At 45.6% G+C, this 22,874-nt stretch carries 24 protein-coding genes and 1 tRNA gene; 14 read left to right on the plus strand and 11 right to left on the minus strand.

Features of this window, described 5'->3' with window-relative positions; all coding sequences use genetic code 11:
* Window positions 1-46: 46 nt before the first annotated feature.
* Window positions 47-442, minus strand: a complete 396-nt coding sequence (locus tag DFP81_RS15080; RefSeq protein ID WP_245959185.1) for a GtrA family protein — start codon at window positions 440-442, stop codon at window positions 47-49.
* 100 nt (window positions 443-542) lie between these two features.
* Here DFP81_RS15080 and DFP81_RS15085 point away from each other — a divergent pair, with 100 nt between their 5' ends.
* The 3 genes from DFP81_RS15085 to DFP81_RS15095 are packed head-to-tail and all read left to right on the plus strand — an operon-like array spanning window position 543 to window position 1,743.
* Window positions 543-1,064, plus strand: coding sequence for an NADPH-dependent FMN reductase (locus tag DFP81_RS15085; protein WP_115898735.1), 522 nt, complete (start codon window positions 543-545; stop codon window positions 1,062-1,064).
* Between the two features lie 23 nt (window positions 1,065-1,087).
* Window positions 1,088-1,381 (plus strand): putative quinol monooxygenase, encoded by a 294-nt coding sequence (locus DFP81_RS15090; protein WP_115898736.1) that lies wholly within the window; start codon window positions 1,088-1,090, stop codon window positions 1,379-1,381.
* 56 nt (window positions 1,382-1,437) lie between these two features.
* Window positions 1,438-1,743, plus strand: a complete 306-nt coding sequence (locus tag DFP81_RS15095) for a hypothetical protein (protein WP_115898737.1) — start codon at window positions 1,438-1,440, stop codon at window positions 1,741-1,743.
* Between the two features lie 32 nt (window positions 1,744-1,775).
* Here DFP81_RS15095 and DFP81_RS15100 read toward each other — a convergent pair whose 3' ends face one another.
* Entirely contained in the window at window positions 1,776-2,558 is a 783-nt protein-coding gene (locus DFP81_RS15100) for a DODA-type extradiol aromatic ring-opening family dioxygenase (RefSeq protein ID WP_115898738.1), read from the minus strand.
* Between the two features lie 430 nt (window positions 2,559-2,988).
* Between DFP81_RS15100 and DFP81_RS15105 the strand changes: the two genes are divergently transcribed.
* Both DFP81_RS15105 and DFP81_RS15110 read left to right on the plus strand, forming a co-directional pair.
* Window positions 2,989-3,897, plus strand: coding sequence for a GGDEF domain-containing protein (locus DFP81_RS15105; RefSeq protein WP_115898739.1), 909 nt, complete (start codon window positions 2,989-2,991; stop codon window positions 3,895-3,897).
* Window positions 3,898-4,094: 197 nt separating this feature from the next.
* Window positions 4,095-4,982 carry a DMT family transporter gene (locus DFP81_RS15110; protein ID WP_115898740.1) on the plus strand — a complete coding sequence of 296 codons (888 nt, stop codon included), beginning with the start codon at window positions 4,095-4,097 and terminating at the stop codon, window positions 4,980-4,982.
* Window positions 4,983-5,055: 73 nt separating this feature from the next.
* On the opposite strand, the gene DFP81_RS15115 is transcribed toward DFP81_RS15110, so the two are convergent.
* From DFP81_RS15115 to DFP81_RS15125, 3 genes are read right to left on the minus strand one after another with little or no spacing between them, the layout of a single operon-like run.
* Complete coding sequence (locus DFP81_RS15115; RefSeq protein WP_115898741.1) at window positions 5,056-6,084, minus strand: asparaginase; 1,029 nt, start codon at window positions 6,082-6,084, stop codon at window positions 5,056-5,058.
* Window positions 6,081-7,484 (minus strand): aspartate ammonia-lyase, encoded by a 1,404-nt coding sequence (locus tag DFP81_RS15120; protein ID WP_115898742.1) that lies wholly within the window; start codon window positions 7,482-7,484, stop codon window positions 6,081-6,083. Before DFP81_RS15120 ends, DFP81_RS15115 begins: the two co-directional genes overlap by 4 nt.
* Window positions 7,485-7,544: 60 nt before the next feature.
* Window positions 7,545-8,969 (minus strand): alanine/glycine:cation symporter family protein, encoded by a 1,425-nt coding sequence (locus tag DFP81_RS15125; RefSeq protein ID WP_115898743.1) that lies wholly within the window; start codon window positions 8,967-8,969, stop codon window positions 7,545-7,547.
* Window positions 8,970-9,184: 215 nt separating this feature from the next.
* Between DFP81_RS15125 and DFP81_RS15130 the strand changes: the two genes are divergently transcribed.
* Window positions 9,185-9,994, plus strand: a complete 810-nt coding sequence (locus DFP81_RS15130; RefSeq protein WP_115898744.1) for a helix-turn-helix domain-containing protein — start codon at window positions 9,185-9,187, stop codon at window positions 9,992-9,994.
* A 58-nt stretch (window positions 9,995-10,052) separates the two neighbouring features.
* Here DFP81_RS15130 and DFP81_RS15135 read toward each other — a convergent pair whose 3' ends face one another.
* Window positions 10,053-10,247 (minus strand): DUF2986 domain-containing protein, encoded by a 195-nt coding sequence (locus DFP81_RS15135; RefSeq protein WP_115898745.1) that lies wholly within the window; start codon window positions 10,245-10,247, stop codon window positions 10,053-10,055.
* 87 nt (window positions 10,248-10,334) lie between these two features.
* Window positions 10,335-10,419, minus strand: a tRNA-Leu gene (locus tag DFP81_RS15140).
* A gap of 160 nt (window positions 10,420-10,579) precedes the next feature.
* On the opposite strand from DFP81_RS15140, the gene queA reads away from it, so the two are divergent.
* From queA to secF, 5 genes are all read left to right on the plus strand, one after another.
* The gene (gene queA / locus DFP81_RS15145) at window positions 10,580-11,641 is read left to right on the plus strand and encodes a tRNA preQ1(34) S-adenosylmethionine ribosyltransferase-isomerase QueA (RefSeq protein ID WP_115898746.1); all 1,062 of its coding nucleotides are present in this window, start codon (window positions 10,580-10,582) and stop codon (window positions 11,639-11,641) included.
* Window positions 11,642-11,673: 32 nt separating this feature from the next.
* A complete protein-coding gene (tgt, locus tag DFP81_RS15150; protein ID WP_220343017.1) occupies window positions 11,674-12,792 on the plus strand; it encodes a tRNA guanosine(34) transglycosylase Tgt in 1,119 nt (372 codons plus the stop codon).
* Window positions 12,793-12,864: 72 nt separating this feature from the next.
* On the plus strand, window positions 12,865-13,191 hold the full coding sequence (gene yajC, locus DFP81_RS15155) for a preprotein translocase subunit YajC (RefSeq protein WP_115898748.1): 327 nt from the start codon (window positions 12,865-12,867) through the stop codon (window positions 13,189-13,191).
* A gap of 77 nt (window positions 13,192-13,268) precedes the next feature.
* The gene (gene secD / locus DFP81_RS15160) at window positions 13,269-15,119 is read left to right on the plus strand and encodes a protein translocase subunit SecD (protein ID WP_115898749.1); all 1,851 of its coding nucleotides are present in this window, start codon (window positions 13,269-13,271) and stop codon (window positions 15,117-15,119) included.
* Between the two features lie 10 nt (window positions 15,120-15,129).
* Window positions 15,130-16,044 (plus strand): protein translocase subunit SecF, encoded by a 915-nt coding sequence (gene secF, locus DFP81_RS15165; RefSeq protein ID WP_115898750.1) that lies wholly within the window; start codon window positions 15,130-15,132, stop codon window positions 16,042-16,044.
* 94 nt (window positions 16,045-16,138) lie between these two features.
* Here the strand turns inward: secF and asd are convergent, their stop codons facing one another.
* Together asd and DFP81_RS15175 are read right to left on the minus strand one after the other, a co-directional pair.
* Window positions 16,139-17,002: an archaetidylserine decarboxylase gene (asd, locus tag DFP81_RS15170; protein WP_115898751.1), complete on the minus strand. Its 864-nt coding sequence runs from the start codon at window positions 17,000-17,002 to the stop codon at window positions 16,139-16,141.
* 23 nt (window positions 17,003-17,025) lie between these two features.
* Window positions 17,026-18,513: an HDOD domain-containing protein gene (locus DFP81_RS15175; RefSeq protein ID WP_245959186.1), complete on the minus strand. Its 1,488-nt coding sequence runs from the start codon at window positions 18,511-18,513 to the stop codon at window positions 17,026-17,028.
* 82 nt (window positions 18,514-18,595) lie between these two features.
* On the opposite strand from DFP81_RS15175, the gene motA reads away from it, so the two are divergent.
* A complete protein-coding gene (gene motA / locus DFP81_RS15180) occupies window positions 18,596-19,450 on the plus strand; it encodes a flagellar motor stator protein MotA (RefSeq protein WP_115898752.1) in 855 nt (284 codons plus the stop codon).
* Between the two features lie 34 nt (window positions 19,451-19,484).
* Window positions 19,485-20,390, plus strand: coding sequence for a flagellar motor protein MotB (locus DFP81_RS15185; RefSeq protein WP_115898753.1), 906 nt, complete (start codon window positions 19,485-19,487; stop codon window positions 20,388-20,390).
* Window positions 20,391-20,417: 27 nt separating this feature from the next.
* Here the strand turns inward: DFP81_RS15185 and rsgA are convergent, their stop codons facing one another.
* Window positions 20,418-21,452, minus strand: coding sequence for a small ribosomal subunit biogenesis GTPase RsgA (rsgA, locus tag DFP81_RS15190; protein ID WP_115898754.1), 1,035 nt, complete (start codon window positions 21,450-21,452; stop codon window positions 20,418-20,420).
* Between the two features lie 74 nt (window positions 21,453-21,526).
* Here rsgA and orn point away from each other — a divergent pair, with 74 nt between their 5' ends.
* Window positions 21,527-22,075 carry an oligoribonuclease gene (gene orn / locus DFP81_RS15195; protein ID WP_115898755.1) on the plus strand — a complete coding sequence of 183 codons (549 nt, stop codon included), beginning with the start codon at window positions 21,527-21,529 and terminating at the stop codon, window positions 22,073-22,075.
* Between the two features lie 49 nt (window positions 22,076-22,124).
* Here the strand turns inward: orn and DFP81_RS15200 are convergent, their stop codons facing one another.
* On the minus strand, window positions 22,125-22,874 hold the full coding sequence (locus tag DFP81_RS15200; protein ID WP_115898756.1) for a sulfite exporter TauE/SafE family protein: 750 nt from the start codon (window positions 22,872-22,874) through the stop codon (window positions 22,125-22,127).

Genomic DNA, 22,874 nt, shown 5'->3' on the forward strand with positions numbered 1-22,874 from the left:
AGTTGTTCTCTGGAGAAGGGCTACTATCTATGGAAGTAGCCCTTTTTTATGCTTTGGGGTTGGCAAATACCCAAGATCGAGACAAACTGTAATTAAATAAAAGCCCTATTAGGATGCCTGGAATCATAGCGAGATAGGGCCATAATAAAACGAATTCAGAAGCACTAGGTTGAAGCTTGATTAATAGGTAATAACATCCCCAGTTAGGGACAAAAGATAGGGTGGAACAAAATAGAAAATGCAACCATTGGCGTAGTTGTTGTGAGCGCTGCATTGAAGTTTGCGCTTGAAAGGTGAAGCGCCGGTTCCATAACCAGTTAGAACTGGCAGCAAGCCAGAATGAACCGATTCTTGCTGTTATCGGCGGCAGCCAAATGGACAAGAGTAGCATGGAGCCAAGGTCAACAAGAAAGCCAATACTGCCCACTAGAGCAAAGCGCATAAAAGTTTTTTGAAGAAAAGTAAAAGTCATGCATTTAGTATGACAATGAATGCATCAAAAAAAGATGAATTGCGAGTCCATTTAATTTAGGAGAAAAGCGATGAAAGTATTAGCATTTGGCGCAAGCTCAAGTACGCACTCTATCAATAAAGCCTTAGCGACTTATGCCGCTGGCATGATTGAGGGGGCGACGGTGACAGTATTGGATTTAAATGACTTTGCGATGCCGGTGTTCTCCGAGGACCGAGAAAAAGAATTTGGGGTGCCCAATGAAGCTCAGGCGTTTCTTGATGAAATTGCCGACGCGGATTTGCTGGTTGTGTCTTTTGCTGAACATAATGGCTGTTATACCGCAGCCTATAAAAACACCTTTGATTGGGCGTCGCGCCTAGTGAATAAGGTTTATCAAAATAAGCCTGTTATCGCATTATCTACCTCCCCAGGTCCAGGAGGTGCTAAAAGTGTCTTGGCGTTAGCGCTAAACAATCTGCCGTTTTTCCAAGCCAAGGTGTTGGGTAGTTTAAGTGTCCCTTCTTTTTACGATGTGATGAAAGAGGGGGAAATTGTCGATGCAGGAGTGAAACAGTCTTTAGCAGAGCTGATGGCGAAAGCTCAGGCATAATTTTTTGGATGATGAGGTGTCACATGGATCAGGAAGTAAAATTAGTGGTTTTAATCGATGTGCAAGCGGGTAAGGCAGAGCAGCAAATTCGTCTCTTTAATAACCTAAAGCCTTTAGTACTTGAGGAAGAAGGCTGCTTTGAATATGAGCTGCATCGGGTGACGGATAACGAAGATCAGCTTGTGCTAACTGAGCGTTGGTCCAGTGAAGCGGCTTGGAAAGCCCATCATGAAACGCCTCACATGAAAGAAGCCAGTAAGCTAACGCCTTCGTTTCGAGCAGGTCCAACTAAAGTACTGCGTTTAGACTTGGTTTAACCGCTCTTTTGGGGAGCCAGAGGCATAATAAAGCAAAAATTTAAGGATGATGAGTGATGCCGCTAATGTGGGTAGTGATAGGGACTTTTGTACAATTGGGGTTGGCTGTATATGTATTCATTGCCAGCGTTTTCGCTGGCGGTGCTATTGCTCAACACCATGTACTGACAGACTTTGACGGCAAGGTTATTAATTCATCTTTTTTCGTTTTGCCTCTGTCCTTTGTGAGCGCTGCTATTTTGGTGTTGATTCAATACTGGAGAGGCGGTTCAGGCACAAGTTTTTGGTGGTATGCACTGCCGTGGAGTGTCATCGCCTTGTATATTTTCTATAGTATGGTGTTTTTACAGCCCGAAACATAATCGGGCTGATGGCCTTTTTTGTGATACGAACATTATGAGAAAAGGTAGCTATCTAACGATAAAATGTCCCTCTCAACGTCTTTGTGGAGGCGTTCTACAGTTAATAAATCACTGCTGCCTAGGGCGGAAATCAACGGCAAAAAGTGCTCTTGAGACGGGTGATTAAAAGACGCATAAGGTGCTTCTTGTTGATAATTTAATAAGGCATCAAGATCTTTGTGGATCAACTTATCATGTACCCAATCGGTGAAGCTGCTGACCATTTCTACGCGGTTTTTTGTTGGCGTTCGACTGAATAGTTCTTTTAGATTGTGGCTGATACCGCCGGAGCCGATGATTAATATATTGTCGTCTTTTAGAGAGCTAATGAGTTTTCCGTAAAGGTGATTTCTGGATGCGCCTAAGCCACTATTAATGGATATTTGAACAATCGGCACGTCGGCATTTGGGTACATTAGTCGCAACGGAATCCATACTCCATGATCCCAACCTTGGTTCTCATCTAACACTGGATGTAATCCAGAATTCTCAAACAATTGGGCGATTTTCTTGGCCAATGCTGGATCGCCAGGGGCGTTATATTGGATTTCATAAAATGATTTCGGGAAACCGTAAAAATCATGAATGGTTTCAGGCTGCTCGCCTGAGGTGATAACAATGTCTGCCGCCATATCAAAATGAGCCGAGAACACGATGATAGCCTTAGGTCGACTTAATTCCTTACCTAATTGGCTCAGAAAAATGGAGGTGCTACTGATTTCAGCGGCCATCATTGGGGAGCCGTGTGAAATGAACAAGGTAGGTTGTCGGTTCATAAGTAATGTCTCAATCAAAAGAAAAGGAAGTCATCCGTATAAGCTCATCACAGCCATCTGACTAACCGTCTTGCGGTATTGTGTCTTTAACGGTAGTGAGTCTCTAGGCTCTGTTGTTGAGCCGTAGTGCGTGTGAGCTAACGTGTTCGATGCACTGAAATAGCCCTGTGTGCTTTTGTCTCGTTTTATACGAACGAATGGTAATATCATATTGTCCTCTTATATGAAGATAAATCCTGATGCTGTTTAATGATTAACAACGCCATGTTGCTAATTGGCAATGATCTATCATGGGATTTAGCTGTCTGCTTGCAGTTTCTCGCGCTAAGGTGTATCTGTTGCGAGTCGCAATGTGAGATGTTTGGGGCGCTGTCAGGCTATGTATTTAGCCAGCTAATTTTTTATTGATGGTGTTTTCAGGGAGAGACGTATGGTCAGTATCGAGCAAATGGCAAAAGTATTAGAAGCATTACCGGACCCCGTCTTTGTGCTTTCTAGAAGTGGTCGCTATGTGGCGGTGTTTGGCGGCCATGATACGCGTTATTACCATAGTGCAGAGGGGCTGGTAGGGCTGCGAATTAGCGACATAGTCAGTGCAGATAAAGCAGATTGGTTTCTAGAGCAAATAGCGGTTGCCTTAGAAGCTGAGACCCTATTGATCCGAGAATACGAACTCAGTATCAGAGAGGTTGGCAGTGATGTCGAAGAGGGGCCAGTTGAACCGATTTGGTTTGAAGGACGGATTCAAAAACTAGACTTTCAAATAGCCGGTGAGGACGTGGTGCTCTGGATGGCCAGCAACATCACAGAACGTCATAAGCTGGAGGCCAAATTACGCAAACTGAGCGATACCGATAAGCTCACTGGACTGTTTAATCGGCGCCGGCTTGAGCGTGAGCTAAAAGCCGATTACCGTGCTTTTATCGGGCAAGGAGTGCCAACGTCAATTGTGATTTTTGATCTGGATAATTTAAAAACCATTAATGACACTTTAGGGCACTATGTTGGTGATGAGGTCATTGTTGCCATCGCGAATATCTGTCGTAATGAATTAGCTGACCATGGCATAGCGTGTCGTTACGGTGGGGATGAATTCGTAGTGGCTTTATTTAATGCTGAGGTCACACAGGCAAAGCAGTTTGCAGATAGGCTGCATGAAAAAGTGATGCATCATTTCCAGCAATTTTTCACCAAGAATCTAGCCGCTAGTATTGGTATTAGCGTCGGCATTTCTGGCATGTTGCCTGATGACACTTCATACAAGGCGGTCTTGAAACGTGCTGATGATGCTTTATATCAAGCTAAGCGCAGTGGTAAAAACAAAACGATTGTCGGTTGATATAGGCGTTTTTGGTCTTTTTAACGCCATCTTATTCTGGTTTTCTTATGCCTAAATCCAGCCCTTAAAATCTGCGTTAAAATAGCGCTAAAAATTCTTCTTAGTTACCCAATTTGCGCCCCTAATTGCTTTTACAAACGCCCTCTCAAGCCTCATGCTTAGCGCCTTTGAAGCTGGTCTAGGAATACATTAGTTATATGTGGGTTTTTATCACTTTGTTCGCGGCAGCGTGCCAATCGGTTCGTACCGCTTATCAAAATACATTGGCGACTGAAGCGGGTTTTTTACACGCGACTATGGCGCGATCGCTTTATGCTTTGCCTTTGGTAACAGGGTATTTGTTGCTCTGTATTGTGTTGTTTGGTGGGGTGTCATTGCCTACTGATTCGATGTTTTTTATGGCGGCTAGTCTTTGTGCGTTAGCACAAATTATGGCGACTTATTTCATGCTTCGAGTGTTTCAGTCAGGCAGTTTTGCCTTGGGTACCATGCTGGCTAAGACTGAGGCGGTGTTAGCGGCATTAATTGGTTTGCCTTTGTTGCATTATGGGTTATCTGCCATGGCTTGGTTAGGTATTGCAGTTGGTGTATTTGGTGCTTTGGTAATGAGTATAAAGTGGAAAAACTTGGCCAATATTCACCGTGATGCCTCCTTTGTATTTGGCTTGGGAAGTGGGTTTTGTTTTGCGGTTACGTCTGTTATGGCGTCGTTGGCAAGTCACTCATTTGAGGGCTCAATCATGACCAGTGCGGGAGTCACCTTGTTGTATGTTCTCCTCTTGCAATCGGCTATTTTGTGTGGCCTTCAGATGGTGAAAAGCCGTGACCTTATGACCCCTTTTAGAAAAAGCCCACAGCTAAGTTGGAAAGTTGGAATAATGAGTGGTTTAGGGTCAATTGGTTGGTTTACCGCCTTTGCGTTGGTGAATCCGGCGATGGTGAAAACCTTAGGGCAATTGGAGATCTTAGGCACTTTGTATTACTCAAAATATCGCTTTTCAGAGAAAATGAACATGCGTCAGTGGTTTGGTGGTGTGATGATTATTATCAGCGTGATCTTGGTAACCGCCGCGACGATAAAGTAATAAAGATTGCTAGAAAAAAGGGTTTGAGGACAGTCTTCAAACCCTTTTTTTTGCCTGTGCTAGTGCGAATTGCTTAGGCGCTGAATTCGTTGCAGAGGTTTATGTCCCATTGGTTATGGATATCCTGGTAGTCATTACCTTGTGCTAGCAAGAAGTGCAATTTGCAAAAGGCCGCTTCTAAGGTCATGTCGTATCCACTGAGTACTTTCATAGAAGACAGTACAGAGCCTGCGGCATACGCACCTTGAGAAACACCACCATGCAAACACTGGGTCAGATTTACCACGACTTTTTTGCGCAACAAGGTTTCGCTTAAGAAATCTAAGAATGTGGTATTTTGGTCTGGTACATTGCCTGCGCCATAGGTCATTAAAACAATCGCCTGACAATTTTCATCGTCTAGCACACTTTGATAAATAGACGCTGGCTGGCTTGGGTGAAGTGTCAATACTGCCACAGCGCCTTCTTTAAAGGTGAGGGCTCGTTCAGAGATCGGTTGAGAATCTGCTGATGAGGTTTGTTTGAGCATGCGGTCGTAGTGCAACTGCATGTCAATGGCAATTTCACCTAATAGTTCGTCGTTAGGTGTGGCAAAGGCTTTGAAGCGGCCGCTGCTGACCTTTTGCACACGATTGCCCCGCATTAGTTTTCCATCAAAAACCAGACTGACGTCTGGGATTGGGTGGTTGCATGCCAGTGATAAGGCGGCTTGTAAATTACTGGTTGCATCGCTGCGGTTCATTCCTAGCGGGATTTGTGAGCCAGTAACGAGAACATTTTTATCACAGCTGCCCAGCATAAAAGACAGGGCAGACGTAGTGTATGCCATGGTGTCAGTGCCATGCAGAATGATAAAGCCATCGTAATCTTGCCAGTGTGTCGCCAGAGTGCTGACTAATTGTGTCCAGTTGCTCGGGGTAATGTTGGCACTGTCGATTAAAGGCGACAGCTCCATAACCTCAAAGCTGGGTAAATCTGGCAAGCTTGCGCCCATTGCCAATTCAATGCGTTCTTGCAGGCCAGACGCCGGCGCTAAGCCTAAGTCTGTCTGTACCATACCAATGGTACCGCCAGTATAAAGTATTAAAACTTGAGATTTCATACACCAACCTTACTAGGAGATAGCATAGATTTAGGGTCTAACAGAGTGTTTAGCTGCTCTTCTGTTAATAGGTTTTCTTCAATCACTAAAGCGCGTACTGTGCTGCCGGTATTGAGTGCGGTATTGGCAATACGAGACGCATTAGCGTAGCCGATATGCGGTACCAGTGCAGTAATAATGCCAATGCTATTTTCAACATGCCCAGCACAAACGCTTTCGTTGGCTTGGATGCCTCGAATGCAGCGGTGCTCCATCATATGGCATGCTTCTTTTAGCATTTTTAGTGAGTTAAGTAAGTTGTATATGATCATAGGTTCCATGGCGTTTAGCTGCAATTGGCCCGCTTCAGCCGCCAGTGTTACCGCCAAATCAGAAGCGATGACTTGGTATGCCGTTTGGTTCATTGCCTCTGGAATAACAGGGTTTACTTTGCCAGGCATGATAGAAGAACCGGGTTGCATTGCAGGTAGGTTTATTTCACCCAAACCGGTACGAGGTCCGCTAGAAAGCAAGCGTAAATCATTGCTCATTTTGCTTAGCTTAATCGCCAGGCGTTTTAAAATGCCGGAGAAGAGTACGAACGCGCCCATGTCAGACGTGGCTTCTACTAGGTTGCTCGCAGGCACTAATGGTTTCGCGGAAATGGTTGCCAGCTTTTCTACTACCAAGTTGGCGTAGCCTTCAGTGGTGTTAATGCCGGTGCCGATGGCTGTACCACCGAGGTTGACTTCGCAAAGTAGAGCGCATGCTTCGCCGATACGATCAATGTCTTCCCCTAGGGTCACAGCGAAAGCGTCAAACTCTTGGCCTAGTGTCATAGGTACCGCATCTTGTAATTGTGTGCGACCCATTTTGACAATGTGCGCAAACTCTCGGCCTTTCTCTTCTAGGGCTTCTTTGAGAGAAGCCAAACTTGGAACAAAGTTATCGGCCGCAAACTGAATACCCAAGCAAGCCGCTGTTGGGTAGGCGTCATTAGTAGATTGTGAGCGGTTTACGTCGTCATTAGGGTGTAGGTGCTGGTATTCACCTTTGTTATGACCCAGTTTGCCTAAGGCAATGTTGGCGATCACTTCGTTGGCATTCATGTTTGTAGAGGTGCCAGCCCCGCCTTGAATGACGTCGACAATAAATTGGTCGTGATGATCACCTTGTATGAGATCTTGGCAGGCAAAGACAATGGCATCGGCTTTTTCAGTAGACAGCAAATTCATTTCTTGGTTGGTTCGAGCTGCCGCTGCTTTTACCATTGCCAACGCCTTAATTAACTCAGGAAAATGAGAAATAGGAACGCCAGTAATGGAGAAGTTTTGTGCCGCACGCTGAGTCTGGATGCCATACAAGGCGTCAGCAGGGACTTCCATATTACCAAGTAAATCGTATTCAGAGCGTGTAGTCATGTTAGCAGGTCCTCATTACTAAAAAGGAGCGCCACACCTCTTTAGGTGTGGCGTTTGGGGTTAGTGGCTATTTTTATTGGCTTCAGGCCAGGCTTTCTTATCTAAATCGAGTTCGGGAAATTGCGCCGAATCAAACACAGGCTGGGCTGTGCCCGCTTTTATCTGTTTGTCGTAGTCGTTAATTACGCTGCGAGCTTTGTTAAACAAAAGGGCTAGGCCAAATAGGTTAGCAAGCGCGAGTAGACCCATTGTTAGGTCAGCAAAAGAAAAAATCGTGCCCAAATTCAGCACCGCACCGAGGCAACATAAAACCAGAATTAAGATACGGAAGGCATTCATTAGCAGCTTGCTGTTTTTCCCCTTGGTTAGATAGCTTAGGCTATTTTCACCTAGGTAATAGTTATAGAGCACCGTACTAAAGCTAAACAGCAATAAAGCTATGCTGACGAAGATACGACCTGTCTCACCAATATGGGTTGCGAGTGAGGCTTGGGTCAAAGCAATGCCATCTGCTGCGCTGACGGTAGTTGGGTCGTAGGCAGTGCCAAGCAGAATAATCAAAGCGGTGCAGGTGCATAGTAGGATGGTGTCAATAAAAACGGAGAACGCTTGTACCACGCCTTGGCTAGCCGGGTGAGGAACATAAGCCACTGCGGCAACATTTGGCGCGCTACCAAGGCCTGCCTCGTTAGAAAATAAGCCTCGTTTTACACCCATTAGAATAGCCGCGCCAACGCCGCCACCCACAGCAGGTCCTATACCGAAGGCACTGTTAACTATCATCATTAAGGTGTCAGGGATTGCGCTGATGTTCATTGCGAGTACCACAAGCGCAATAATTAAGTAGCCGCCAGCCATCACAGGAACCAAGATTTCAGCCACCTTAGCAATGCGTTTAACGCCACCAAAAATAATTAAGCCAACCACAATGGCGAGGCCAATACCGCTGTAAGAGAGGGGGATGTTGAACGCATCTTGTAGCGAATTGGCGACTGCATAAGACTGTAAAGCGACGAACGCAATACCAAATGTGATGAACAGCAAAATAGCGTACACCACGGCTAACCATTTCCATTGGGCGCCTAAGCCCTTTTCGATGTAATAAGCCGGGCCGCCTCGATAAGTGCCATCGTCTTCAGCCGTTTTATAAACTTGGGCGAGGGTGCACTCAACAAAGCTGGTTGCCATGCCGATCAGGCCTACAACCCACATCCAAAAAATAGCGCCAGGGCCGCCGAGAGTAATAGCAACCGCTACCCCAGCAATGTTGCCGCCACCAACACGGCCAGCAACCGATAATATTAATGCTTGAAAGGAGCTCAAGTGACCATCGGTGTCATGATGGCGAGCGGTTAGGATAGAAAACATTTTACCGAAGTAACGAAACTGGATAAAACGCGACGCGAGGGTAAACCAGAGACCTAGGCCAAGTAGAACGGCAATCAGGATTTTACTCCATAGAAGGTCGCTTAAAAGAGAAAGCATATATGTGCTCCTGTATAAGGAATGTGTAGATTGTTTTTATTCAAATTCAGCGAGGCTATTGAACAGCAGCGGCTGGGTCATAGGTAGTTTGTGACCTGTTACTGATTGGTGCTAGTTGATGCTATTAAGGATTCAACTTGCACTATTTTGGGGTTCGGCTTTGGCTTTTTTTACTTTAGAATGGGCGCCCTAGACTCGGGGGAGCACAATGGGTTATGAGTGATGACTTTAAAGATAATTTGCGATTGCTATGCAGCTATTACAAATCGACGGCTGAAGTATGTCGACGGCTGGGCATTAATCGACCGCAATTTAATCGATATTTAAGTGGCACTAATCGACCTTCGGCCAACACCATGCGCCGCTTTTGTGAGTTTTTCGGAGTGGAAAACCATGAGATAGTCTTGCCACATCAAGAATTCTTGCGTTTGGTGCAGACGCGCCCAGTGTCTCTTAAGCAGCAAAGTAGTTCGGTTGCGGCGGCGCATCTGTCTAGATTAAATGAGCTAGGGCAAACTGGGTTAGCGTCTTATTACGGCTATTATTTTGAATATTATCTTTCGATGGCGCACCCAGGTGAAATATTACGAACCCTGATTTGCATTGAAGAGCATGACGGTCATGCGGTTTATCAAAGAACAGAAAGATTGTTGGAAGATGGCCGCAGTAAACCCTTTCATAATGTTTATAAGGGGATGGTGCAGTTTCTGTCAGGACGAATTTTTTTAATGGATTATGAGTCGCTTACTGGCGTTGAAATGACCCAAACGATTTTATTTCCCTCTTTCAAAAGCCGTATCGACCGCTTAAATGGGTTGCGTTTAGGGGTTTCTGGGAGTGGTGAGAGAATGCCGTGCTGTGCTCGAGTGGTATACGAATATCTTGGCGAGAAGATAGATCAATACCGAGCTTTGCGTCAATGTGGCCTGTATTCAAGAGACAGTGAGGACATTGATTTTGGTATTCGTCAGTCGATTATCAATCAAATGGCACCCGATGAATGGCATTTTCGGGCGCGTTTTTAGTGCTAAGCGCGTAGCAAGCTAATTGGCGGTAAGGAAACCGCCATAAACAGAGAAGTGGTTAGCCTTGAGGCTCGTCTGCTGACTCTGTTGTGCTGCTGACTTCGCCATTCTCAAGAGCGGTGTTTTCCGCTTCCATCTTTGCTCTATCTGCTTTAGAGATATACTTTGGCTTAGCTTTCTTCGGATTGGCTTTTAAGTTGGCTTGCTTCATCCGCTTATCGTAGATGTCTTTGATCTTTTTGCGACGATTCATCGGCTAGGTTCCTAACGTAGGATTGTTGAACATTCCATTAAGGAACGAAAAAAAAAGCCCTGATCAAAGATCAGGGCTTTTTTATGTTGGTACCAGTAGGCGGACTCGAACCGCCACGCCTTTCGGCAACGGATTTTGAATCCGTCGTGTCTACCAATTCCACCACACTGGCCTTGAAAAAGGTGAGGCGTATCTTATAGGAATTAATTATCTTGTCAATACGCTTATTGCCTTTTTTTCATTATGTTTCAGGTATTTCTTTATGGTCGTACCTTTTTGGGTGGAAATTCGCTAAAATGCCGGGTCATTTTTTCTAGGTCGTTTTCTTTATCATGCGAGTTTCTGATTACCATTTTGACTTACCAGAAAAACTAATTGCCACCTATCCTATGCCGGATAGAACGGCGAGCCGCTTGTTGCACCTTGATGGCGAGAGTGGCAATCTGGCGCACCTACAATTTCCAAATATATTAGATCTAGTTCGCCCAGGCGATTTAATGGTCTTTAATAACACTCGCGTGATTCCTGCGCGCGTGTTTGGGCAAAAAGAGTCCGGCGGTAAAATCGAAATTTTGATTGAGCGTATTGTCGATGAAAAACAAGCCTTGGCTCACATACGAGCAAGCAAGTCCCCCAAGCCTGGTAACAAGTTAATTCTTGGGCAGGACAAAGGTGAAGCCATTGATGCTGTGATGCTCGATCGTTCGGGGCCTTTGTTTCGGGTTGCCTTTGCTGAGCCAGTATTAGATGTGCTGGCACGGATAGGGCATATGCCTTTGCCGCCATACATTGAACGGCCTGATGAAGACAGTGACCAAGAAAGGTATCAAACTGTTTATAATCAAAAGCCTGGAGCGGTTGCCGCACCTACTGCGGGTCTGCATTTTGACGAGACAATACTTGCCAAGCTCAAAGAAAAAGGCGTAGACACAGCGTTTGTTACCTTGCACGTTGGGGCGGGAACCTTTCAGCCAGTGAAAGTAGAAGATGTGAAAGATCACATCATGCACGCGGAATATGTTGAAGTAGAAGACAGTGTTGTTGAACAGGTTCGCGCGACAAAAGCCCGTGGCGGACGCGTTATTGCGGTAGGCACAACAAGTGTACGTAGCCTTGAGTCGGCGAGTCAAAGTGGCGAGCTGCAGGCGATGAAAGACGACACCAGTATTTTTATTTATCCAGGCTATAAATTTAAAACAGTTGACTGCATGGTAACGAATTTTCACTTGCCAGAGTCAACGCTAATTATGCTAATCAGTGCGTTTGCTGGTTATGATCAAGTGATGGCGGCGTATCGGTCTGCTGTCGAAAATGAATATCGCTTTTTTAGTTATGGCGATGCCATGTTTATAACGCGAAATGAGCAGGCCAAAGGCCCGCAGAGTGAGGAATAAGGCGTATGTCAGATAAACGTCCAGAATGTTTTATGGACTTTGACCTTCACACAACATCAGGAAAGGCGCGTCGTGCTACGCTGACCTTCCCTCGTGGTAAAGTGGAAACCCCAGCTTTTATGCCGGTGGGTACTTACGGTACAGTGAAAGGCATGTTGACCAAAGATATTGAAGAAATTGGTGCCGATATTATTTTGGGTAACACCTTTCATTTGTGGTTACGTCCGGGTACGGAAGTGGTGAAGGCGCACGGTGATCTGCACGATTTCACCCAATGGAAAAAGCCAATTTTGACGGATTCAGGTGGTTTTCAGGTTTTTTCGTTAGGCGAAATGCGTAAAATCACGGAAGAAGGTGTGAGCTTTCGTTCACCAATAAATGGCTCTAAGGTCTTTTTAAGCCCTGAAATATCGATGCAGGTGCAAAAAGATTTAGGCTCAGACATTGTGATGATTTTTGACGAGTGTACGCCTTACCCCGCGACCCCTGAACGAGCGGCGGATTCCATGCGTATGAGTTTGCGTTGGGCAAAACGCTCGAAGCAAGAGCATGGCGACAGTCCATCGGCTTTGTTTGGTATTATTCAAGGCAGTATGTATGAAAACCTAAGAGATGAGTCTCTAGAAGGGTTGGTAGACATTGGTTTTGATGGTTATGCTATTGGCGGTTTGTCGGTGGGTGAGCCAAAAGAAGAAATGATGAAAGTACTGGACTATGTCACCCCGAAAATGCCGCAAGATAAGCCGCGTTATTTGATGGGCGTGGGTAAGCCAGAAGACTTGGTCGAAGGTGTGCGTCGTGGCGTTGATATGTTTGACTGTGTAATGCCGACACGAAATGCACGTAATGGTCATTTGTTTACTTCTGAAGGGGTTGTGCGCATTCGAAACGCAACGCATCGTCATGATACGGCGCCTTTGGATAAAGAATGTGATTGTTACACTTGTAAAAACTTTTCTCGGTCTTATCTACATCATTTGGATAAGTGCCAAGAAATGGTTGGTGCTCAATTAAACACCATTCATAACTTACGGTATTACCAAACGCTCATGGCGGGATTGCGTCAAGCGCTCGATGAAGGTAGATTTGACGCCTTTGTTGATGAGTTTTATGCGAAGCGTGGCTTGGAAACACCACCTTTGAGTGAATAATAATCAATTTATAAGAGTCACTTTGTATCAGAGTGACTCACAGTTTCATAAACCATTGGAGAGTTTAACACCATGATCTCATTGATCTCATCCGCGTACGCGGCAGATGCAGCACCAGCCAGTGCCGGCATTTTTAACTTAGTTTTGCTTGGCGGCTTTGTCGTTATCTTTTATTTCCTTATGTGGCGCCCACAAGCAAAACGTACTAAAGAGCATAAAAATTTGATTGCGTCTTTAGCGAAAGGTGCAGAAGTAGTAACTGGCGGTGGCGTACTAGGTAAAGTGTCCCGTGTAGATGATAACTACGTTGTACTAGAAGTTGCTGATGGCGTTGAAATCAAATTCCAAAAGTCTTCAGTGGCTGCAGTGTTGCCAAAAGGAACGTTGAAATCCATCTAACCTTCCCTGAAAAGCGCCGAGTAAGGCGCTTTTCTTATTTTAGTCTGTCTTAATTTTTTAGGTGTAAGGGATTTTTCATGCTCAACAAGTACCCCTTGTGGAAGTATTTGCTAATTCTTCTTGTATTGGCGTTAGGGGTTATCTACGCCGTGCCCAATTTATATCCGGATGATCCGGCGTTGCAAATATCGACTCAAAAAGCAACGGCCGTGGTTGATGAGCGCACATTAGAAAAAGCAAAAAAGGCGCTTTCTGACGCCGACATTAATTTGAAAAAAGCAGAGCTTACCTCTGCTGGTGGTACCTTGCGCTTCAATAGTGGTGAGGACCAATTAGCCGCTAAGCCAGTAGTGGCTGCAGCGCTAGGCGACAACTATGTAACGGCATTAAACCTTGTGCCAACTACGCCAAATTGGTTGGCGTCCATTGGTGCGGGCCCAGCTAAGCTAGGTTTGGATTTGCGTGGTGGTGTGCATTTCTTATTGCAAGTCGATATGCCTGCTGCGCTTAAGCAGAAGCTCGATGTAGCTTCAAGTGAAATGAAAGCCGCGTTGCGTAAAGACCGAGTGCGTTACCGCAGTGTGACGATCGATAACGGCGTTTTATCTATTCGCTTCTTGCAAGAAGGTGACCTGGATCGAGCTGAATCCTTGCTGAAAGACCAATTTGGTGAGTATGTTTACAGTACCCGCCAAAATGGCTCGGATTATTACCTTGATGCGGGCTTTACTGAAGCCTCTCGCAAGAGTATCGAGTCCTATGCGATTCAACAAAACCTTACCACCTTACGTAACCGTGTGAATGAGCTGGGTGTTGCTGAGCCATTGGTGCAGCGTCAAGGCAGTGATCGTATTGTGGTCGAGCTTCCAGGTGTTCAAGATACCGCAGCGGCAAAACGTATTATCGGTGCGACAGCAAACCTAGAGTTTCATTTAGAAGCGGGTTTGGATGACCAAGGTGGCGATGTTGAAACGTTAAATTTCCGAAATGGCAGCGGCCGTACCGCACGTTTGGATCGCGATATTATCATCACGGGTGATAGTGTATCTGATGCGAGCTCATCGTTTGATGAGAATGGTCGTCCACAGGTTAACATTAGCCTGGACTCTAAAGGTGGTCAGAAGATGGCAAAAGTCACGCGTGCGGCGGTTGGTCGTAACATGGCGGTTGTCTTCATTGAGCATAAATCACGAACACGTTTTGTTAAAACCGATGGTAAGCTTGAAGAGGTGCGTAAGAGTTACAGTGAAAAGGGCATTATCTCTTTAGCCACCATTCAAACAACGTTGGGTAATTCATTCCGAATTACAGGTCTTGATAGTCCTCGTGAATCTTCTGAATTGGCCTTGCTGCTACGCGCTGGTGCGCTGGCTGCGCCAATTTATTTTGTCGAAGAACGTACCATAGGGCCAAGCTTGGGTGCTGAGAATATTCATTTGGGTATGGTTTCTGCGCAAATTGGTTTGTTGGTCGTGATGCTGTTTATGCTGGTGTATTACCGAGTGTTTGGTATTTTCGCGAACGTTTCTTTGGTCTTGAACGTAGTGCTTCTATTGGCCTGCATGTCTGTGCTTGGGGCGACGTTAACTCTGCCTGGTATTGCTGGTATCGTACTGACGATGGGGATGGCGGTGGATGCCAACGTGCTCATATTCTCTAGGATAAAAGAAGAGTTGGCGAATGGAACACCAAGCCATCAGGCGATACATTCCGGCTTTAATCGTGCCTTTACAACCATATTTGATGCCAACATAACCACTTTATTGGTGGCAGTTATCTTGTTTGCAGTCGGTACTGGTTCGGTGAAAGGGTTTGCGGTGACCTTATCGTTAGGTATTTTAACCTCCATGTTTACTGCCATTGTAGTGACACGCGCACAAGTGAACCTTGTCTACGGCGGTCGCCCTAACAAGAAACTTTATATTTAAGGAGAAAGCCATGAAAGTGACAAAAATTCCATTTATGGCGATGCGTAAAGTCGTAGCTTTGATTTCGATTACGCTGATCCTTATTTCTATTGCCTCTTTGGCGACCAAGGGTATTAAGTTCGGCTTAGACTTTACTGGCGGTACCTTGATTGAGGTTAGCTACCAACAGGCGCCACAGCTCGATGATGTGCGTGGGCTGTTGGACAAAGGTGGCTACAGCGATGTGGTAGTGCAAAACTTTGGCTCTCCAACGGACGTTGTGGTGCGTATGGCAAATGCTTATACGCCAGAGTTGGGTAGTCAGGTTTTGGCGACGCTTGAGGATAGCGGCAATGTGTCTGTTTCTTTGAAGCGTTCAGAGTTTGTCGGCGCGCAAGTGGGTGAAGAGTTACGTGAACAGGGCGGCCTAGGTATGTTGCTAGCACTGCTGATCGTAATGATTTACGTTGCGGTACGTTTCCAGTTCAAGTTCTCTGTAGCATCCGTTGTGGCCTTGATTCACGATGTGACCATTACATTGGGCTTTTTCTCTTTGTTTGGTTATGAGTTCGATTTGACTGTGTTAGCGGCTATTCTGGCGCTGATCGGTTACTCATTGAATGACACCATAGTTGTGTGTGACCGGATCCGTGAAAACTTCCGTATCCTGCGTGATATCAAGCCTTATGACTTGATTAACTTGTCCATCAACCAAACATTAGGGCGTACTATTATCACGTCCTTAACGACCTTGTTTACCTTGTTTGTGTTGTTCTTCTATGGTGGTGAATCAATTCACAACTTTGCTTTGGCTTTGTTGTTTGGTATTTTGATTGGTACTTACTCTTCTATTTTCGTAGCGGCAAACTTGCTACTGACAATGAAGGTGACTCGCGAAGACCTTATCCCTGCACCAAAAGAGCAGTTGGAAGACGAGCTGCCTTAGTCTGCTGACATTGCGCCCTTATTGCGGGCGCGGTGTTTTGTTTTGAATGAAAAAAAAGCCTGCATCAGCAGGCTTTTTTTTGGGGTTGTCTTGTCTATTGGGGTTGGTTGATGGTGCCAAATGGCATGCCCATAGTGGTTGGGGTTTCAGCTTGTAGGCTCTCTTCCCAATTCACTGCATCTTTGCCGAATAGAACGATGGCGGTTGAGCCTAGTTTGAAGCGACCCATTTCTTCACCTTTTTGTATTTCGACTTGATTCAGGGCGCTGTAATCCCAGGTCACCACATTTTTATTAAAGGGCGTCACTTGTCCTGCCCAAACTGTTTCGATGCTGGCAACAATCATAGCGCCAACCAGAATGACAGCCATCGGGCCTGCTTCGGTGTCAAATAGGCAGACCGTGCGTTCGTTGCGAGCAAAAACGCTAGGAATTTGTTCTGCGGTTACCTTGTTGACTGAAAATAATTTGCCTGGGATGTGAATCATCTTTGTGAGTTTGCCTGTCAGTGGCATGTGCACACGGTGATAATCTTTTGGCGATAAGTAAACCGTGGCAAAAGAGCCGCCTAGGAACTGGTCAGATAAAGCAGCGTCACCACCTAGTAAGCTGGTTAGGCTGTAATGATGGCCTTTCGCTTGCAAAATGGTGCCGTGTTCAATTTTACCTAATTGGCTGATGGCTCCATCTGCAGGGCAAGCAATGCTGTCGCTTTGCTCGCTGATAGGGCGCAGTTCTGGGCGAATAGCGCGGGTGAAAAAATCATTAAAGTTGCGGTAAGACAGAGGGTCACTGTTGATTGCCTCAGACATATCAACTTGGTATTTCTTGATAAACTGAGTAATGAAAGTGTTTTTAACCCAAGATGTTTCGCATTCTGCAATTTTGCCTATCACTCTGGAAAGGGTTTTTTGTGGTGTTATTTGTTGCGCGAACGCAAAAAGTTGATCTTTGGTCACAGGTTTTTCCTAGTTTAAAGTGTCTATCTGGGATTGTGGCTGATAAGCATCACAATTTTCTTTAGGGTCGAGTAATCTTTGTTGTTAAATTGTTGGGCAGTGACTAGCCAAAAAATCCCCGTTTCTGTTGCTGAGATTGGGGTTGACGCAAGCATCAATTGGCCGTTTTTATCAATCAGGCTGTCCGCTAAATAAGGAAGGTCGTTAATCAGCTCGACAAGAGTTCGCCCTTGGCAATGGATGGCGGAGCGTTTACGAACCAGCTTTTCAAATAAGGGCGACGGCATATTCCATTTTACCTTTTTTATCATGGCGACATCTTGCCCATATTGCATGGCAGGACTAATTTTTCCCTCGCTATGTTTCAGTAAGATGGCTTGCTCGGCGTTTGGTATCGAGATTTTAATGGTTTTTAATGCCAGATTCAGCTTTTCTTTTGTAGTAAGAGTAGGGTTTGCAAGCTGGGTTTTGAGTTTATCGAGCGCAGAGCGTGGTGCTTTAGTTTTTGGTTTGGTTTGTTTGACTGCCGGTAGATAGAGGGTGGGTGATAATAGTTGGCAGGCCAGTGGTGCTTTAGCTGTGTTGAGATAAAGGGTCGCGGCTTCCGCGCAGCCTAAATGCGCGCTCTGGATCGCTTTGCCCAAGTAGTCATGGGTGATGGTGGCGATGACGCGATAGTAAAAATGCAATGTGTTGCCTTGCCAGCCGTGGAGTAATGCCTCTTGAATGAGTTTGTTGGCGCAATACACAAACATCAGCGGGCTATTGGCTAAAATTGTCAGCCGTTTGTCTTCAATAAAACCAGGGAGTTGATCTGGCGTGTGGCTTAACCTGGCGAGGGTTTTAAGTTCTTCGTTGTTGGGGACGTGGCTGGTGAGAAAAGATTCAATGATGGCTCTCGGGGCATGCCAGTATTTGCACATGTGGACGGTGATTTCGTCAATACGACAGCCAAGAACGCTGACTTCGGCGTGGGCTGCGTTTTCTCCGGCGCGTAATTTGCCTTGTAGGCGTTCCATGGTTGGCTGGGCGAAAAACCACATTAACCAGCGTGCTGCGTTTCTAAAAAACGTCAGCCAGAAGATCTCTTCGTGTTCAGTGCTTTTGGCAACTGACCAGCGCTGAGCAATGCCTGCTGCTTCGTAACTGGTTTGTATTTCTTGTAAAAAAGCCCTGTGAGCTGGATTATTATTGTCATGTTGATAGGGGGCTAGTGTGGCAAGACTTTGCTTTATGCCGTTTATGCCTAGCATTGAGCCTGCGTGGTACGGGTTTTTGATTTCGCCACGTTTATTGGGGATGATTTTATTTGCTTGGTTAAGCAGTGCAAACGCCACCATGGGTTGGTGTTTGATTTTGGTTTGTAAGTTTTCAATGGTAGCATCTGGGTGCGATATGTGTTTCTTTAAACTTGCTAAGTTTTCGGACCTAACAGGCAGTTTGTGTTCCTTTAGAAAGCGTAGCCATTTATTAAGGCCATAAGGTGACTTGTCATTCATAGGTCGCTGCATTAAAAGCTCTAAAATACTTGATACCATTAATCATACTGTATATTTATTAAAGAGCATACTTTGTCATATTAAGGAAGAAAATATGTTTGCGTTAGCGGGCATGCTGATTGTTATTATCAGTGTTGTGAGTGGCTATTTGGCATCGCACGGTAATATGGCTGTTTTATGGCAGCCGTTCGAAATTTTGATTATTTGTGGCGCCGCTTTGGGGGCGTTTATGATGGCTAACCCCTTTTCTTTGCAGAAAAAAGTGCTATCAATGGCGCCTCAGGTAATCACAGGCAGTCGTCACAATAAGGCGTTTTACCTTCAGCTTTTGGGGTTAGTGTATTCGTTATTTCAAAAGAGTCGTCAGGATGGCTTTTTGGCCATTGAGGATGATATTGAATCGCCTTTTACCAGTGAGCTGTTTGCGCGTTTTCCTGATGTGTTGCGGGATCATGAAATAGTCAATTTCTTGACCGATAATTATCGGATTTTCACTCTTACTGGGCTTCCTGCGTATGAGTTGGAAGCCATAATGGATTCAGAAATAGAGCAAATTTCCGAGGAGCTATTAGCGCCAAGTCATGCGGTAAATCGTGTGGCAGAGGCTTTGCCTGGGTTTGGTATTGTGGCTGCGGTGCTAGGGATTGTTATTACCATGGGCTCGATTGGCGGCCCAATGACAGAAATAGGCAACCATGTGGCGGCTGCGTTGGTCGGTACTTTTTTGGGGATATTTTTTGCTTATGGCTTTATTGGTCCTGCTTCAGCGCACCTTGAAAACCTAGGGGCGCACGAATTGAAAGCCTACCTATGCATTAAATCCTGTTTGATTTCAGTGGTTTCTGGTTATGCCCCTCCTGTGGCGGCAGAAACGGGTCGTAAATTGTTACCACCAGAGATGAGACCTACTTTTATTGAGCTGTCTGATCAGTTGAAGCAATACCGATGAGTATGTTGTGGCTGGTAAGTAGGGAGGTCTTGTTATGGCGATAGGCTCTGGAAATATCATTATTCGCCGAGTGAAAAAAGTTAAGAAAGGTGGTCACCATGGTGGTGCCTGGAAAATAGCTCTGGCGGACTTTGCTTTGGCTATGATGGCCTTTTTCCTGGTGTTATGGGTCATTAATGTTGCCTCGCCTGAAGAGTTGGTGACTATACAGGGGTATTTTAACGATCCCCTTGGGCAGTCGACTTCTGGTTTTAGTGCGGAGCCTATTGATTTGGGTGGCAGTCCGGCGAAAAGTACGGAAAAAAAGTTGGATCTTGATTTGCCTGATCCAGGCAGTACCAAGGAGCTCAATAAGCAACAAGAAAAAGCGCGGGATGACGCTCAAAAAGAGCGTGAGGAAATGAATCGGGTGTTGCAGGCTGATTTAAAGAAAATGAACCTAAGCAATGCTCTGATGAATAACATCCGTATTGAAATTACGCCACAAGGGGTGCGGATTACCTTGTTGGATGATCCTGACAAGCCAATGTTTGAGCGTGGTAGTGCGCAATTTATTCCAGATTTTGAAAACATGCTGCTCAGTATGGCCCCCATTTTTGCCAATGTTAGCAATCCGATTACCATTACAGGACACACGGATTCGGTGAAATTTGGAGGAGATGGTTTGGATAACTGGGATCTGTCCTCACGTCGAGCCAATGCGGCGCGCCGTATTTTGGAAGAAGGTGGGGTAAATGATCGGCGTATTGCTCAGGTGATTGGCTTGTCAGACACTGTACCATACAACCGAGTGGACCCTAATAGTCCAGAAAATCGTCGTATTAGTATTACCTTATTAACCGACTCGGCTTACAAAGAATTGCTAGCGAGAAATCGGCTTAATTACGGCCCAGTGGGTCAGCAAGATGCGTTAGATTTGTCTCCTGAAGCGGTATTTTAGGAGAGTAAGAAAGAACAGCGCCTTCGTTTAGAAGGCGTTGTTGTCGCGGATTGATTGCTTGATTCTTAAGTAGCTTTCAAATCGATGTTGTTCTATTTCGCCTTTTTCAAGGGCTTCTAGAATGGCACAGCCTGGTTCTTTTTCATGGGCGCAATCTCTAAAGCGGCAGTAGCCAATATGTGGCCGAAACTCAATAAAGCCATTGAGAAGTTCTTCTTCAGAAATATGCCATAAGCCGAACTCTCGGATTCCTGGTGAGTCAATCAAATCTCCCCCTTTAGGCATGTGGAAGAGGCGAGCGGCGGTGGTAGTGTGAACCCCTTTCTTTCTTTTTTGAGAAAGCTCACCGACAGTAATGTCGACACCTGGTAACAGGGTGCTAATTAAAGACGATTTACCGACCCCAGATTGACCAACAAAAACGCTGGTTTTGTTTTGCATAAAATCATACAAAGACTCCATGCCTGCTTGGTTAGAAATAGAGGTGCGGATAATTTGATAGCCAAGGTTTTCGTAGGTGCTCATTAATGAGTCGAGCCCAGCTTTGTTGCTCTCATTGATGAGGTCGCTTTTGTTGAGCAAGATGACGGGTGGAATGCCGACTGTCTCTGCGGCCACCAAGTAGCGGTCAATAAGATTGGCGTGAGCCTCGGGTTCCACCGCGATCACAATTACGATGTGGTCAATATTGGCGGCCACGGGTTTTAATCGGCCGTGCATGTCTGGGCGAGAAAGTGAGGTTGCGCGTGGCGTGGTTGCCACCACGACACCGCCTTCATTTTGTTTTGCTCTCCAGATAACTTTGTCGCCGGTCACCAGTTGGCCCAGGTTGGCGCGTAAGTTACAGCGTGTAGCCACCCCAATAAAAGGTTCTTGGGTGCCTTCTACTTCTACCTGAGTGCCAAAATGCGACAAAATAATACCGCTGGTTTCTGGTCCTAGGTCTGAGGATTGTAACGCCTCTTCGGCGCGTTCATTACGCTTTTGTGTGCGTTCTATGCGTTCTTTTTGAATTCTTTCGATTCGCCAAGTTTGCTGTTTGGTTAGTTTTCGCTTCGACATTAGATTCGACTGGTCATATAGTAAGGGGCATAGAGTATAATGCTTGGCATTGATAATAAAGGATTTGGGCAAAGATGAGCTTTAGTAATGAAAATTTAGTGTGGATTGATCTAGAAATGACCGGATTGGATCCAGAAAAAGAAACCATCATCGAAATTGCGACCGTGGTGACGGATAAAGACTTAAATGTGTTGGCCAAAGGGCCAAACCTGGTGATTCACCAAGATAAAGCGGTAATGGATGCCATGGATGAGTGGTGTACGCAGCACCACGGAGAGTCAGGATTAACGGCGCGTGTTTTGTCATCGGATATCAGCATGGCCCAGGCTGAAGCAGAAACCATTGCTTTCTTAGAGCAGTATTTGCCTGCTGGTGCGTCCCCAATTTGCGGTAACAGTGTGGGGCAAGATCGCCGCTTCTTATATCGTTACATGCCGAAGCTAGAGGCGTTTTTCCACTACCGTTATATTGATGTGAGCACCATCAAAGAGTTGGCGAGACGTTGGAAGCCAGAGGCGTTAGAAGGTTTTACGAAAAAAGGTGCGCATCTAGCGTTGGACGATATTATGGAATCCATTGGTGAGCTGCAGCATTATCGTAGTACTATGTTTGGTTTGACCTGATATTGACAGGGTATTTTCGAAAAGGCGCGCTTAGTTAAGTGCGTCTTTTTTATATAATGGCCATGATGCCGTCGTAACTGAGTTTGAGGCCGGTGAGAAAAAGAAAAGTGAAGATGCATTTAAAAAAAGTATCAGAAGACAGCCTGTAATGCAGCCAAGCACCTAGCTGTACACCAAGGTAGGCTAGGGGAGTGAAGCATAGCGACAGTAGGATTGTGCGGCTATCAAACTCGCCAAGAAGAGAGTATGGAATGAGCTTTGCGTAGTTTATGGCGGCAAAAATAACCGCCGCAGTGGCAACATAATGGGTTTTCCCCAGCTTTGCTCTTAGTAGATGAACACTCATTGGGGCACCGCCAGCATGGGCGATAAAGCTGGTAAATCCGCCTAATGTGCACCAGCTTTTTGATGCTAGAGCGCTTAGCGGTTGAAGTGTTTGTTTGCGTTTTTCCGTGGGCCAAGAGTTGATGGAGAAGCCGATAGCAATTACCCCGACTAGTATTTTTAGCCAGTCCTCTGAAAACCAGCTAGCTGTTAGGCCGCCGATAATAACGCCTATAATAGCGGGTGGTATGCATGTTTTTAATTGTGCGGCGTCCCATTTCTGCCAAAATTTTTGTACCGTAAAAAGATCCATAAGGCAGAGCACTGGAAGCATGATTGCCGCCGCGTGCATGGGGGAAGTTTTTAGGGAGATGAGTGGTACCGCTAGAATGCCAAAGGCACCTGAAAAACCGCCTTTAGAAATACCTGTTAAAATAACAGCCAGTGCAATCAGTGAGATCAGTAGCCAATCCAT

This window comes from Marinomonas pollencensis (genome assembly GCF_003387375.1).
GTDB lineage: Bacteria > Pseudomonadota > Gammaproteobacteria > Pseudomonadales > Marinomonadaceae > Marinomonas > Marinomonas pollencensis.

Bases quoted from the DNA above. Each gene is read 5' to 3' on its own strand.
- DFP81_RS15080 (WP_245959185.1), bottom strand. From the start codon at position 442: ATGCGCTTTGCTCTAGTGGGCAGTATTGGCTTTCTTGTTGACCTTGGC.
- DFP81_RS15085 (WP_115898735.1), top strand. From the start codon at position 543: ATGAAAGTATTAGCATTTGGCGCAAGCTCAAGTACGCACTCTATCAAT.
- DFP81_RS15090 (WP_115898736.1), top strand. From the start codon at position 1,088: ATGGATCAGGAAGTAAAATTAGTGGTTTTAATCGATGTGCAAGCGGGT.
- DFP81_RS15095 (WP_115898737.1), top strand. From the start codon at position 1,438: ATGCCGCTAATGTGGGTAGTGATAGGGACTTTTGTACAATTGGGGTTG.
- DFP81_RS15100 (WP_115898738.1), bottom strand. From the start codon at position 2,558: ATGAACCGACAACCTACCTTGTTCATTTCACACGGCTCCCCAATGATG.
- DFP81_RS15105 (WP_115898739.1), top strand. From the start codon at position 2,989: ATGGTCAGTATCGAGCAAATGGCAAAAGTATTAGAAGCATTACCGGAC.
- DFP81_RS15110 (WP_115898740.1), top strand. From the start codon at position 4,095: ATGTGGGTTTTTATCACTTTGTTCGCGGCAGCGTGCCAATCGGTTCGT.
- DFP81_RS15115 (WP_115898741.1), bottom strand. From the start codon at position 6,084: ATGAAATCTCAAGTTTTAATACTTTATACTGGCGGTACCATTGGTATG.
- DFP81_RS15120 (WP_115898742.1), bottom strand. From the start codon at position 7,484: ATGACTACACGCTCTGAATACGATTTACTTGGTAATATGGAAGTCCCT.
- DFP81_RS15125 (WP_115898743.1), bottom strand. From the start codon at position 8,969: ATGCTTTCTCTTTTAAGCGACCTTCTATGGAGTAAAATCCTGATTGCC.
- DFP81_RS15130 (WP_115898744.1), top strand. From the start codon at position 9,185: ATGAGTGATGACTTTAAAGATAATTTGCGATTGCTATGCAGCTATTAC.
- DFP81_RS15135 (WP_115898745.1), bottom strand. From the start codon at position 10,247: ATGAATCGTCGCAAAAAGATCAAAGACATCTACGATAAGCGGATGAAG.
- queA (WP_115898746.1), top strand. From the start codon at position 10,580: ATGCGAGTTTCTGATTACCATTTTGACTTACCAGAAAAACTAATTGCC.
- tgt (WP_220343017.1), top strand. From the start codon at position 11,674: ATGGACTTTGACCTTCACACAACATCAGGAAAGGCGCGTCGTGCTACG.
- yajC (WP_115898748.1), top strand. From the start codon at position 12,865: ATGATCTCATTGATCTCATCCGCGTACGCGGCAGATGCAGCACCAGCC.
- secD (WP_115898749.1), top strand. From the start codon at position 13,269: ATGCTCAACAAGTACCCCTTGTGGAAGTATTTGCTAATTCTTCTTGTA.
- secF (WP_115898750.1), top strand. From the start codon at position 15,130: ATGAAAGTGACAAAAATTCCATTTATGGCGATGCGTAAAGTCGTAGCT.
- DFP81_RS15175 (WP_245959186.1), bottom strand. From the start codon at position 18,513: ATGCAGCGACCTATGAATGACAAGTCACCTTATGGCCTTAATAAATGG.
- motA (WP_115898752.1), top strand. From the start codon at position 18,596: ATGTTTGCGTTAGCGGGCATGCTGATTGTTATTATCAGTGTTGTGAGT.
- DFP81_RS15185 (WP_115898753.1), top strand. From the start codon at position 19,485: ATGGCGATAGGCTCTGGAAATATCATTATTCGCCGAGTGAAAAAAGTT.
- rsgA (WP_115898754.1), bottom strand. From the start codon at position 21,452: ATGTCGAAGCGAAAACTAACCAAACAGCAAACTTGGCGAATCGAAAGA.
- orn (WP_115898755.1), top strand. From the start codon at position 21,527: ATGAGCTTTAGTAATGAAAATTTAGTGTGGATTGATCTAGAAATGACC.
- DFP81_RS15200 (WP_115898756.1), bottom strand. From the start codon at position 22,874: ATGGATTGGCTACTGATCTCACTGATTGCACTGGCTGTTATTTTAACA.